Raw genomic sequence first — 13,158 nt, 5'->3', positions numbered from 1 at the left:
CTCTGTTTGAGGTTTTGGCTTGTCCTCTTATTTACTGGCCTCTGGAGTAGTCGATGCTTCTTGACTCAAGGTATCGCTGATATCTTCTTCGGTGATGTCTGTGCCTATGATCATAGTCCATTGTTTAGAGCCATAGGTAACGATGGCGGTTGTTTGAGCTCTATCTTGTCCATCGATAACGGTAAGCTTTTGACCAGCAAGGGCTTGTATAGTGCTAATACCTTGACGGTTGGCTCTTTTTATAGCAGATTTTCTGCCACGATATAGGGTTTTAAACTCGTAACGGGGTATGGGTTGATTGTTGTTGTCGACAAATTTGATGCTAAAAGAAACGACAGGGACTTTGATTACTTTAGTCCGTCCGTTTAAGTCGCCTGTTACGGGAAATGACATGCTGTAGATGGATTGCTTTTTACCGTCGTCGTCATCAAGATAGACACCGATAGACTGGCTAACATCAGCTGTTACACCTGATTCGATACCTGAGCTATCGGTTTTATGGGGTTTGATATTGTTTTTATACTCAAGATAATAGGTTGTATTGGGTAGGGGCTTTCCTGTATCGCCTTCGACTAGTTTGATGTTGAAAGTCACACTATCTACTTTCGACTGATTATCACTTTCAGTTTCAATTAGCTGATTAGAAACAGTATTATCTTTATCTGGTTCACTTGAATTTTTATCATTTGGATTATCAACTACCTGATGCGGTTTGGTATCGGTATTAAATTTACAGTTAGAATTGACCAAAGTAGTAGATTTTAATTTTTTATCCATTAATAATTTATTTCTACAAGTTCGATTATTAATTTTAAATTCTAAAGTAGAATTGAGAGGAGCATATATATATGGAATTATTCCCTCTTTGTTAGTTGTAAATTTTTGTGAAAAGCTCGAGTCTTCAGCAACAGTTATTTCAATCAATGAGCCAGGAACTGACGCTTCTCTAATATCAATCAAGCTAACTGATAACACTGAATACCCGTCTATGTCATTGACAACTGAGGGGATTTTTAAGCTCCATTCTTTAGCAATTTCTGCAGTGTTTGTTGTTTTAAAATCTCCATTTACAATTTGTCTTGCATAATAGTAAGAAAGACCATCTCCAGTAATCCAGCCCTTATCACCATCAAGCCATCGTTCAAGTCCTAGCCCAGTGAACCAACCATCTCGCATACCTATTACAGCCGTTTTAGCTGCTATATTAGGATTGGTAGCATAGTCTAAATTACGAGTCAGTTTTCCGCCAAGACCAAGTTTACTATCTGCTTCTTGATAATTATCTATGTGAGTTAAATGTATGTACCCTCTTCCAAAATATTCAATGCCCCCTCTATATCCCAATAATTTCGCTTGACTTCTACCATTAATTTCCTCTGAATACAAGAAATTCAGAGTTTCATGTTGGCAATTAGCTAATACACATGCAATTTGAGCATGCTGGGTTACTTCATTTTCAAAGCAAGTTTTTATAAGAAGTCTGACAGACTCAGCTTTTAAAATCTCAAATTTTTTAGTAGCCATATTTCGACCTAATTGACATTAATCAGTATATTCATCGTAACTTATAGAAGACGTCCATTCATTATTACTATTCAAAACTTTAGTAGTCGTCTTTAAATATATTTTGTCGGCTTTACTTATATAATCTCGGCTAATAACTTTAAATAGCTGTGGTTCATTAGATTTGATATGGTAGTAGCTCGAAAGGTTTCCAGATCCATTTTTTTCAGAGGATACTATTTCCTTTTGAACGTAATTGAAGTCTGGCACTGATCTACCTTGAGTAGTTAACTCAGAAAATTGTAAATCGGATTCATAAGTTTTTTTATTTTGATTATATAGGTAAAAAGTATAAGAAGGGCTTCCATAATTTCCTAGTAATCCTGATATATAGGCAAAATCTGTATAACCGTCATAATTAAAATCACCAAATATAAAAGTGTATCTTTCATATTTAGAGTATTGTCTGGTACGAGTATCTGAAGATAGCCTAGTGTTCATTTCTTGTAAGGAAGGCACAGCAGTATTAATATTTATCGTCTGATGCCAATTAGAATCAAACCTATCTTTTATTTCAACTGATACAGGTGTAAAACAATAATCCCAAGTATTGTTAGAACAAGTTATAGCTCGAATTTTAAACGTTTTTGCGTTGCCTGAGTTATTTAAAACATAGTTTTTAAAATTTTTATTTGATTGGGCGTTAGCTTCATACGTTAATAGTACAAGTGTAAGAAATATCAAACTTGTCATTATCTTATATATAATAATTATCAAATTAATATCTCTGTATTTATTAAAAGTTTCCATGTTCTTTTCCTAAACGGCTAATTATCAGAGACTAACAACCACAGTCACCGTCATCATAATTATATTCATCATCTAAAGGAGTTAACTCGAAACTGTCATCTTCTCTAATTGAAATACTATCTAATATTAACTCAACCTTCTCAGCCTTATCGCCAAATACCCTTAAGGTCTGACCCTCTTCATCAAGCTTACCTTCAATCTCTGTACCTTTCGAGTGATTAATAAGCTTATAGCTGATGCCTTGATCTATTAAGTCTTGCGGTAACAGCTTTTTAAGATCAAACGCTTTACTAAACAACCCCGACGTTGGCAAAGCAATCATCGGCGCATTGACTTTAGCTCCCATCACCAAGCTCTTCTTCACCGCATTCACCTTAATCTCCCCCGGGCACACCAGCTTAATCCCGCTCTCATCAATCGTCAGCGACGCCCCCGCGCTGGTTTGCAGCTTGATGCGTTTAGGACTTGCGATATTCACTTGTCCTGACTCACTACCGATGGTCATGGATTGCTGGCTATGCAGTTGCAGCTCACCGCCCTGTGCTTGTATCGCTACTGGCTTGGTATTAGCACTGATATGCAGTCCTGATAGCGCAGCCTGTCCGGCTATCCCTGACAGCGACTCGATACGATCTGCCGTTAAGGTATAGTTGCCTGCCACCACATCCGATTGGGTAGCGCCTGATTGGCGTACGATGGTCTTGGCTGTCCATAGGGTATTGCTGCTTGAGGCGAGGATACTGTCACGACTGACTAGAAGTACATCAGCTGCGCCAAGCACTTCCGTATTTAGCGTCTCATCGATCACCTGCGCTGCGGTTTCAAAGGCTTTTATAGACGCGTTCGCACTACTGATCTCTTGGGTGGATTGCAAGTGCGCTTGTTTGGCTTCCATCAGGGTCTCACTCAGCTCAGCACCCAGTTTCAGCTGACGCTGACCTGCGTCGTTGACCCACGCCGATTCATGCTCGGATTGGCTGTGCCGGATACCAAAGGTGGAGAGCAAGACTCCGCTATCCGCTGTGGCTTGTAGCCCGTGATCGGTGGCAAGGTTTATACCCTGTCCGCTGCTTGTCGATTGATGGTTGCTGTAGCGATGGCGTAGGACACCAAGCTCAAGGATGTGCTCATCTGGTGAGAAAGTAGCACTGCTGGTGCTGGTGGGGGTTTGGGCGTTGGCACGACTAGCAGTGTTGACCGACCACTGCATGCTGATCTGGTTTGGAGTGTCATCAAAGAGAAGACTGACTTCAGATTGATCGTTAAGTCCGTATTGAGCGATACCGGTTATCCAGCCGCTATGCGCGTCATCATCCTTGATTTGCGAATGTCCCAGACCGCCACCATGCCATCTTGGTGAGGATCCGTTTTGTAGGTTGTGGCGATTGGAGAGTCCGCTATCACGGGAAGTGATGTCTTTATCATCGGTGTCGCCCATACCAATACCGTCATAGAGGCTGCGGCTAATGACGGGGCTGTCTTTATCACCGTACCAGTGGTTGAGCAGCACCGACTGTCCGAGTCTTGGGGCAAACTGCCAGCCGTGAGTGGCACCTGAGGACAACTGCAAACTGCGCAGCGGTGGCGTCACCCCATCGTCGTGCGGGCTGATACCAGCAGATACCGGAGTGGTGATGGTGCGCTGCAGACCGTCATCGGTCACCTGTGAGGCGTAGCTTGGACTCGCTGAGGTAGTTTGATCACCGGTACGGGCTTGGGTAACGCCTGTATAGGTACTGCTGACAAAGGCGAGTTTGCTGGGATAGGGACAGTATGGAATAGCAGAGTCTAATAGTGTGGCGGTTACCCAAACTCCGGTGTCTTGTGCGATGTCGATACCGTATTGGGGAATGGCTGCATACGACTGATGGACGGTGCTGACCGTATACAAGATGTCGGTTTGCTGTTGGCTGCTTTGATGGGCGTGCTTACTAGTACGAGTGAGCCAGTCCGCTATAAAAGAAGCATGATGGTAAGAGACGCTGTCGCTATCTGGTTCGATGCCGATCATAGTAAGTGCGGTGCAATAGCTTGCTAAAGTGTGAACAGTCGATAAGTTATCGATATGCACGCGATTGCCGATATGCATGCCGCGCATCGAACCAGCAGCGGTGTAATACTCTCTATTGCAGGTATTAGCAGCGACCCACTGCTTGGCCATACGAGTGGCAGCAGCATCGCTATCGACTCGAGACGGCGCCCCTAATAAGACGGTCTTATCTTGCATAGCCAGTGCAGAATCGTCATAAGCTTGGCCTTCATAGAGAGTATCCGCTGACAACCCATCAGCGCGTACTGCCACAATAGAGGTGCCGCGTTGCTTGGCTCTGATCTGTAGCTCGTCCACGATATCACTACCGGACTGTACGGAAGACGCAGCATAGCGGTAGCTTACTGGCTCAAGCGTGCTATCCTCTAAAGTGTTGATTAGCTGCCAGTGACCAAGATTGTCGGCTGAGTCGCCGTTTATCCATAAAGCCGATATGCCGATATCTGCCAGTAATCCTGTGATAAATTCATAGTCACTCACATCAAATTGGCTGCGCATGGCGAGTGGTGCGGTCAGCTGTTCTGATGATAAGAGTGGGTCTGAGAGCTGCCATTCAAAGTCATAATCACCAAGGATCGCGGTGATGATATCGAGCGTAGACTGGTTCACAAAGCTGCGGGTATGGATAGACTGAGTGAGTTGCCAATCTGGGCTGGCAACATCTAAGCTATAAAAGTGAATAGCACCATCTGAGTGCTGGTAGTGGACGGCTCTGATATGTCCACAGCGATAAGTGGGTTTGCGAGCGGCGGTAAGCGTGGTGAGACAAACTGGTGTGCCGATGAGTGATAAACAAGCGTCGCTATCCAAAAAACACTGAGTATAAGCCAGTATACTGCCCACCGCGTGTTGATGGATACTACTCTGCCATAAAAAGGTGACTGGGTATAAGGCGTCAAAAGGCAGGACATCTGCACCTACATAGAGCTGATGCAGACGAGCGCGTTGTGAAAGCATAACTGGGATTCTCATCGTAGTTAGGTTGAGCGTAAAACAACAGCATTATCAACAAAAGTTATGGGCTGCCACGTGAGAAAAGTATAGTGCTTATTGAAATATTGTCAACTCTTAAGCCTATGATTATCAATAGCCATTGATAAAGTCAGGAGAATATAAAAGGTAAAAAGAGTTACGGATATTTTATAACGGCCATTTTTATCTCTTTTAGATGACTATTGATTGAGTTGAGGACACTTAAGTTCACTTATTTTAAAATACGGACATGACATGGTGTGTGTCAGTGTTACGTTGGATTGATTGTATAAGGATAAATACTCAGCCCTTATAGCGTGACACATTGACCCAAGCTTTTTGCTTTGGCTTTTTTTGCTACCTGTAAAGCGACGGCTGCATCAAAGCTGGCTGCGCCCACTGATTTAAACAGCGTCATACCTTTATCTTCCTTCACATCGAGGCTAATTTTTTTATTGATCAAGTCCCCTAATGTGCCAGTGAGCCTATCCCATGTCCAAGCACTATCACTGTCTTCATGCGCTTGTATCAAATCCCCTGCTTCATGTAAGCCGCCTTCAGCATCGTCAATGATCACAGAGTCGCAGGCCTCTATCACTGAGTTGCTAACTTCCTTCATCGTGGCCTGATAAGCACCCACCGCATTGATATGAACATTTGCCTTTATCTGCGCCGCTTCAAATAGTCCTGCCGTCGCGCGTGTGGCCAGATTGATAATATCTGCGTCTCTGATCGCCTCTTCAATATGCTCACAAACTTGAACATCAACTTGCCATTGTGGATACTCTTGTATAAACCTGTCTCGAAACTGATGCGCCGTCTGCGCCGTTCTATTCCATAGTTTTACGTGCGTGATATCTGGACGTACTGTGAGAATAGCGTTTAGCTGCTCATATGCCATCCCGCCTGTACCGACCACTGCTGCCACCCGACTGTGTGGATTTGCCAGATGTTTAGTCGCTATCCCCGACAGCGCGGCGGTACGCACTTGGGTGATATATATTCCGTCCAAAAAAGCCAGCATATCGCCTGTCTCATTATTTGAGACAGTGATGGCGGCCATGGTGGTTGGTTTATCGCGCTGAGGATTGTCGGGACAGATGGTGACCAGCTTGACGACTGCATACTCGTTTTCACCATCAAAAACCACTGACGGCATCGACAAATGCGAGCCTGAGGTGTGTGCATCACTCTCCTGAAAAGTAGGAATGACTAGGCGCTCAGGTGTTTTAATCCAGCTCGGATGCTCGCCTTGTCTCTTCAGCAGCTCCTCGATAGCACTGATGGCCATCGGCATGGTTAGCTGTTTTTTTACGGTATGAATGTCTAAAATCTGCATAATTATCCTTAATCTGTTTTGTTATTTTACTATGAACAATTCTTAAATGTGACATTAAAAAAGCTAATAAGCAACCCACCATTTTTAGAGCTTTTATCACGGTTTATCATTTTAACTAAATCAATAACCTCACTATGCAAATAACCAAACTATCTGATGATCTTGAGACATTGACCAGCGTGATACAGTGTGAGGCCAAGCTCTGTAAACCCAGACTTGATACCGCCAAAAGTCACCTTTGCTTCCTCTAAAGTCTTGAAAGGCAGAGGAATGCTGTCTCTTTTTCCGGTCACGATATAGTCTGCAAAGCATTTACCCATAAGCGTACCAGTGGTAATGCCGCGACCATTATAAGCCGTCGCCATCAGCAAGCCTTCGTCTGGCTCCATCACGCGAAAGATATGATCTTGGGTAAAGCCAAAGCTACCGCACCATTCATACTGCCAGTCAAACGCGGGCAGATCTGGATAGTAGCTTTTTTGCACCGCATTGGCCCACGATTGATAAAAGGATTTGGGCTTCATCTGCATGCCACCGACGGTACCTAATAGCAATCGACCATCGTTATCACGGCGAAAGCTAGATAGCGCCAGACGTGTGTCCCAGGCACCTGTTTTGTAGGGTAATATGCGCTCTGCCGCTGCACCGCTCAGCGGTTCGGATGCAATCTGATAGTAATAAACCAGATAAAAAGTCTTGGCGATATCTGTCCATTCGCCTTCGGTATAAGCGTTGGTTGCTATAATCACACGCTCAGATTTGACACATGCTTTGGCCGTTCTGGCGTACCAATGACCGCCTACTTTTTCTAGTGATTCAACAGCAGAGTGTTCATAGATCGTCACGCCAAGACTTGCAGCGACTTTGGCAAGCCCTCGGACATAAGCCAGTGGATTGATAGTACCCGCGCGGTGGTCTAATAAGGCTTTATTGATACTGGTGGTACCGCAGTATTCATGACACTTACTGCCTGTCAATACCTCCACATTAGCACCGCGGCGACTGAGCTGCTCGTATCTGATATCGACATCAATCTCGCCTTTGGCATTGTGCGCCATATGAATGTTGCCCGCTTGGGTCGCTTGCGCGTCGATATCATAGCGTTTGATTAAGTCAAACACCAAACCCGGCGCTTGACCAAGCGCTTCGGTCAAGCGCTCACCATCTGCCTCGCCTAGGCTAATGCTCAAGTCATCAGGGCGCGCCCACGTACCCGCATTGACCAGACCCACGCTTTTCCCTGAGCCGCCACTACCGATACTTTGACTCTCAAGCAAGACGACTTTGATGCCTTTTTCAGCCAGATGAATCGCTGCAGACAGTCCAGTATAGCCGCCGCCAATGACGCAGACAGCCGCTTGGGTATCGCTACTCATTTGGCTATATGCGTCAATAGTAGGCGTCGTTATGTTCCACAAACACTGCTCTTGCAACATACTAGACTCCCTTTAGCATACTTCACTTAGTGAAGCATTGGTGTCGAGCTTTGCTGTGGCCGGCTCTTCACGCGGTATGAACTTATCAAGGAACGCCCAAAGCAGGCCAAATAAAGGCGACAACCAGCAGGCAAAGGCAAAAGGCGCATAGGTCAAGGTGGCGATACCGAGTGTCGCTGCCACAAAGCTACCACCCATGTTCCATGGGATAAGGGGCGACAAAAGCGTCCCCGCGTCTTCGATAGAGCGCGTCAATGTCGTACGTTTATAGCCCATCTCTTTATATTTGTCTTGCAACAAACGGCCTGGCAAAACACAAGTGGTATAAACATCACCGATGAGTGTCCCGACACTAAGCACACTGCCGTACGTAGTAAACACCAGACCCAGACGCGATTTTACAAAGTTATTAATCTTTGCCATGATAGCCCTAAGCGTGCCGTAGTGCTCAAGCGCACCGATAAAACCCAAGGCAAAGATGGTCAAGCTGATGACCCACGTCATCGACATGACACCACCTTTTGACAGCAGCTGATCCACTACCTCAAAGCCTGTCTCACTGACAAAGCCGTTTTGTAACACATCAAACACCTCACTCACCGCCACACCCTGCATAAACACAGCAATCACAGAGCCTACCAGCACCCCGCTTAACACCGTCGGTATCGCAGGCATTTTCATCACAGCGGCGACAATGACCACTAACGCTGGTAGCAAAGTGACGATGCTTAAGTTGTAATTGGCCGCAAGGTTGTCTTGTAATGCGCGGATAGACGACAGGTCAATACTGTCATCACCATACCCCATGCCTATCCACGCATAGATAGCCAAAGCGGTAATCATGGCGGGAACGGTCGTCGGTAACATACCTTTGATATGATCCCAAAGATCGACGCCAGCAGCAGCAGGCGTTAGGTTGGTGGTGTCTGATAGCGGCGACATTTTGTCACCAAAAAAGGCCCCTGAAACGATCGCGCCGCCCGTTAGGTGTGCTGGGATACCAAGCCCCAAACCGATACCCATCATCGCAAGACCCACGGTACCTACAGTCCCCCATGAGGTACCCGTAGCGACAGAGATAATGGCGCAAATGATACAAACAGAAAATAAAAACGAGGAAGGGGAAAAGATACTAAAGCCGTAATACAAAATGGTCGGAACCGTCCCAGCGATAATCCATGCACCGATGAGCATGCCCACGCCCATCAGGATAATCATCGCAGGTAAACCAATTTTGATGACTTTTAAAAAACGCTCTTCCATACCTTGCCAATGACGACCACGCAGCTTCATAAATAAGCCGGTGATTAATATGCCGCAAGCGAGAGGAATGTGAGGGGTAAAATCTTTAAATACAAAGAACTGTATCATCAGAATGATAGCAGTCAGTAACAGAGGGGCAATATCAAGCAAAAAGTTAGAAGATGGGCCATAGCCATCTATATCGGGGTCGTGCGATTTATCATCGATCATGATAGTTCTACCTTCCTTAGTAGTCGTCGATGGGAGTGGCAACCAATCCATGATTGCTTATTATTTTTGGCCTGCCAAGCTTCTATAAATTAGGCTTGGCAGTTTATTTATAAATACATCAGATTAGCAAAAGTCTGTACTCACCTTTTTATCAACCAAAGCTAATGCCTTGGGCAAGTGGCAGCTCTTTTGAGTAGTTGATGGTATTGGTCTGGCGGCGCATATAGACTTTCCACGCATCAGAGCCAGATTCACGGCCACCGCCGGTTTCTTTTTCACCGCCAAACGCCCCGCCGATCTCAGCGCCACTGGTACCGATATTGACATTGGCAATACCGCAATCACTGCCGCGATCGCTGAGGAAGGTTTCCGCTTCACGCAAGTCATTGGTAAACACGCATGATGATAGGCCTTGTGGCACATCGTTTTGCATCTCAATGGCTTCATCAAAGTCTTGGTAGGTCATGACATACAGAATCGGCGCAAACGTCTCGCTTCTGGCGACATCGTTTTGCTCGTCAAACTCGACAATGGCAGGCGTTACGTAATAGGCGTTAGGATACTTGTCTGCAAGGACGCGCTCGCCGCCTGTGACCGTGCCGCCTGCTTCTCGCGCTTTTCTCAATGCTGCTTGCATATTATTAAAGCTGTCTTCATCGATCAGTGGACCGACCAGATTGCCCTCTAGTGGATGACCGATGCTGACGGTTTCATAAGCGGACTTGATGCGCGGTAAGATATCGTCTTTGATAGATTCATGGACAAATAGACGGCGCAATGTCGTACAGCGCTGGCCTGCCGTCCCAACCGCGGAGAATAAAATACCACGTAAGGCTAAATCTAAGTCCGCAGTCGGAGCCAAAATCATGGCGTTATTACCACCAAGCTCAAGCAAGCATTTGCCAAAGCGGTTGGCAACTTTTGGCCCGACTTCTCGGCCCATACGCGTACTGCCGGTGGCGCTCACCAAAGTCACGTCTTTGTGCTCAACCAAGGCGTTACCGACATCGGTTTTACCGAGTAAGACTTGTGATAGATGCTCTGGCGCATCGCCAAATTTGGCTAAGGCTTTTTCAAACAGTGCCTGACAGGCCAAAGCGACAAGCGGGGTTTTTTCTGAGGGCTTCCAAATCACAGGGTTACCGCAGACGATAGCCAGCGCGGTATTCCACGACCAAACCGCAACGGGAAAGTTAAAGGCAGAGATGACACCGATCACCCCGAGCGGATGCCATGTCTCGCGCATGTGGTGGCCTGGGCGCTCTGACGCAATCGTCAAACCATAAAGCTGACGCGACACCCCAACGGCAAAGTCGCAAATATCGATCATTTCTTGCACCTCGCCTAGGCCTTCCTCTTTAATCTTGCCGGCCTCATATGACACCAGCATCCCTAGATCTTCTTTGTGCTCGCGCAGCACTTCACCAAGCAGACGCACCAGCTCACCGCGTCTTGGCGCAGGCACCACGCGCCATTCTTTAAAGGCTTTTTTGGCATTGGCAATCTTGGTATCGACCTCATCAACGCTGTCCAAGGTTATGCTGCCAATCACCGAGCCATCAATCGGGCTAGTTACCTCAAAGTCACCATTTTGATATTGCGCTTCTTTGACACCCATCGCGGCCATATACTGCTTTATCATAATCAATCCTTTTATATTGGTTTATGCTTCCTTGATAGAGTTATTAACTTAACTTGCACCTAGGCAAGTTGCAAAATAATTAATTTCTTACTGTCATTCCTTTTTGGAATGGCAGGCAAACCTCTGGGCATACCCGCCCTGCTTACTGTCTTTTTTTATTCAGCAAGTTGCATCAGCCTGTGTAGACATGCTTTGAGACTCTCTGCTTGCAGCGTTTGATAAAGCGCGAGCTCATCGTAAACCTGAGCGCCCAAAGCTTTCTCAAAGGCTTCTTTATTTGAATAAACCTCTCCCTTGCTTTGCTTGCCTCTGTTTTCGTCGTTTTCATTGCTGTTTGCACTGTCGTTTGTGCTGTCGTCATGCAAATTGGACTGAAAAATCCCCGCCGCACTGACGGGCAAAAAATCCTCGTAGACAATCGGCTCAAGACGAATAGCCCCTTGCTCAAGCAAATCAGTAACCACTTGCTTTGATAAAGGGTCATTTACGTTTTCTACGTCTATGTTTTCTACGTCTATAGAATCTAGCGTTTGCGCGTTATCTGTATCGCTATCGACCGCTTGATAGTAAAAATACGCCAACCCTTCATCGTGTAGCATTTGATAGTCATCAGGGAACGCTGCAAATGCACTTTCTAAAATCTGATAATACTCCAAGGCGTTATCGGCATTTGGCGTCGCCCCTAACTGGCGGCGTGCTTGGCTAAGCAGTTGGTCATACAGCGCTCGGCCCTTGGGCGTTAAAGCCACACCGCGCTGCTCAATCTCGCCAAAGCGCGCAGTATGATGCCCCGTTTGATAGCCGCCTTTTGGATTTTTAAAATTAACCGCTTCTTCTAATGCTCTAAAACTGGTCTGACGTAATAAAATAGGACATCGCCGTCTTGGCGGCCCTTCTATAATGGCTTTTGGCGGGATACCTTTTGCTCGCATACCAGCTTGTACCGCATCGATATCTAAGGTTCGGGGTGTCAGATGATTGATATGCGGGCCTTTAAAACCGACGACGTCGGCGATAAGTCCATGCTGGCTTAATAGCTGCTGATAAAGCGCTTTTGACACGGGCGTTTTGTCATGCCAGCGAAAAGTCTCTAACGCTTCTTTAACAAATTGCTTAGCGTCTGCCGCCATCAGCCCGCCCTGCTCCTCAAAGCGCTCAATCAAGCTAATAACGTTATCTGTAAAGATTTTGCGTTTATCTAGCGCCGCCATCGCCTCTTGCCGTAAGGCCTCATCATCGATCAAATCTAAGCGCAGTAAAGAGGTAAATACGCGAAATGGGCTTTTATTTAATGACGATGCCTCAAGCGCTCGAAACGCCGTAGAATGCACAGGCACGCCAGCAGCCGCCAAGTCATAATAGCCTACAGGATACATACCCATCACCGCAAATAGCCTGCGCATCATGCTTAGCTCAGCGGCGGTGCCCAATCTAATCGCACCGTGGCGCTCCATACCTAGCCTATCAAGCTCTCCGGTGTGCACAAGCTGCTGCCTGATATCAGGCTGTTTATTTAATACGTCGGTATTTACCTCGCTCACCAAATCGATGAGGTCACCATATAACGGCACTTCTTTTTGGTACATCTCTGACATGGCGATAGAAAAATTGTGGCGAATATCATCGCTACTGATAAAGGTATGGCTCACAAGTATGTATCCTTTATTATTCAGGTGTTTTTGCTGCTCCATGGCTGTCTCTTATCTTCCTTGACTAGATAGATATAATTTGAGCAAACCCGCCTATCATCAGCAAACGAAGAATAGTTGTGGCATCATTCCTTTTTGTCATTGGCATAAAAAACCGGCCATAAGTCGGCCGGTGGTCAGGCAGGTAGCAAGCTGGTAGCAGCACCTGCTTAGCCCATCGATTATCAAACCTCATCAACAAAGCATTGACAATGAGCTGACACCCAAAAGCATGCATTTATTTT

At 46.0% G+C, this 13,158-nt stretch carries 8 protein-coding genes; all 8 read right to left on the bottom strand.

The genetic code is table 11. The annotated features are described in order from the left end of the window. Nucleotides 1-27: 27 nt before the first annotated feature. A complete protein-coding gene (locus CAP50_RS05475; protein WP_100749272.1) occupies nucleotides 28-1,524 on the bottom strand; it encodes a hypothetical protein in 1,497 nt (498 codons plus the stop codon). 18 nt (nucleotides 1,525-1,542) lie between these two features. After that, on the bottom strand, nucleotides 1,543-2,313 hold the full coding sequence (locus CAP50_RS05470) for an XAC2610-related protein (RefSeq protein ID WP_075101190.1): 771 nt from the start codon (nucleotides 2,311-2,313) through the stop codon (nucleotides 1,543-1,545). Between the two features lie 31 nt (nucleotides 2,314-2,344). Then, the gene (locus CAP50_RS05465; RefSeq protein WP_172953066.1) at nucleotides 2,345-5,320 is read right to left on the bottom strand and encodes a contractile injection system protein, VgrG/Pvc8 family; all 2,976 of its coding nucleotides are present in this window, start codon (nucleotides 5,318-5,320) and stop codon (nucleotides 2,345-2,347) included. 325 nt (nucleotides 5,321-5,645) lie between these two features. Beyond that, on the bottom strand, nucleotides 5,646-6,674 hold the full coding sequence (locus tag CAP50_RS05460) for an ornithine cyclodeaminase family protein (RefSeq protein WP_075101180.1): 1,029 nt from the start codon (nucleotides 6,672-6,674) through the stop codon (nucleotides 5,646-5,648). A gap of 149 nt (nucleotides 6,675-6,823) precedes the next feature. After that, nucleotides 6,824-8,110, bottom strand: a complete 1,287-nt coding sequence (gene amaA / locus CAP50_RS05455; protein WP_075101179.1) for an L-pipecolate oxidase — start codon at nucleotides 8,108-8,110, stop codon at nucleotides 6,824-6,826. Between the two features lie 12 nt (nucleotides 8,111-8,122). Next, a complete protein-coding gene (gene nhaC, locus CAP50_RS05450; RefSeq protein WP_083608524.1) occupies nucleotides 8,123-9,583 on the bottom strand; it encodes a Na+/H+ antiporter NhaC in 1,461 nt (486 codons plus the stop codon). A 151-nt stretch (nucleotides 9,584-9,734) separates the two neighbouring features. Next, the gene (gene amaB / locus CAP50_RS05445) at nucleotides 9,735-11,225 is read right to left on the bottom strand and encodes an L-piperidine-6-carboxylate dehydrogenase (protein WP_075101177.1); all 1,491 of its coding nucleotides are present in this window, start codon (nucleotides 11,223-11,225) and stop codon (nucleotides 9,735-9,737) included. Between the two features lie 155 nt (nucleotides 11,226-11,380). Beyond that, a complete protein-coding gene (hglS, locus tag CAP50_RS05440; RefSeq protein ID WP_446737504.1) occupies nucleotides 11,381-12,874 on the bottom strand; it encodes a 2-oxoadipate dioxygenase/decarboxylase HglS in 1,494 nt (497 codons plus the stop codon). Between the last annotated feature and the right edge of the window lie 284 nt (nucleotides 12,875-13,158).

It is taken from the genome of Psychrobacter sp. L7, from assembly GCF_002810365.1.
Taxonomy (GTDB): Bacteria; Pseudomonadota; Gammaproteobacteria; order Pseudomonadales; family Moraxellaceae; genus Psychrobacter; species Psychrobacter celer.
This window is presented reverse-complemented; position numbering and strand designations above follow the sequence as displayed.

Bases quoted from the DNA above. Each gene is read 5' to 3' on its own strand.
- CAP50_RS05470 (WP_075101190.1), bottom strand. From the start codon at position 2,313: ATGGAAACTTTTAATAAATACAGAGATATTAATTTGATAATTATTATA.
- amaA (WP_075101179.1), bottom strand. From the start codon at position 8,110: ATGTTGCAAGAGCAGTGTTTGTGGAACATAACGACGCCTACTATTGAC.
- CAP50_RS05460 (WP_075101180.1), bottom strand. From the start codon at position 6,674: ATGCAGATTTTAGACATTCATACCGTAAAAAAACAGCTAACCATGCCG.
- CAP50_RS05475 (WP_100749272.1), bottom strand. From the start codon at position 1,524: ATGGCTACTAAAAAATTTGAGATTTTAAAAGCTGAGTCTGTCAGACTT.
- nhaC (WP_083608524.1), bottom strand. From the start codon at position 9,583: ATGATCGATGATAAATCGCACGACCCCGATATAGATGGCTATGGCCCA.
- amaB (WP_075101177.1), bottom strand. From the start codon at position 11,225: ATGATAAAGCAGTATATGGCCGCGATGGGTGTCAAAGAAGCGCAATAT.
- CAP50_RS05465 (WP_172953066.1), bottom strand. From the start codon at position 5,320: ATGCTTTCACAACGCGCTCGTCTGCATCAGCTCTATGTAGGTGCAGAT.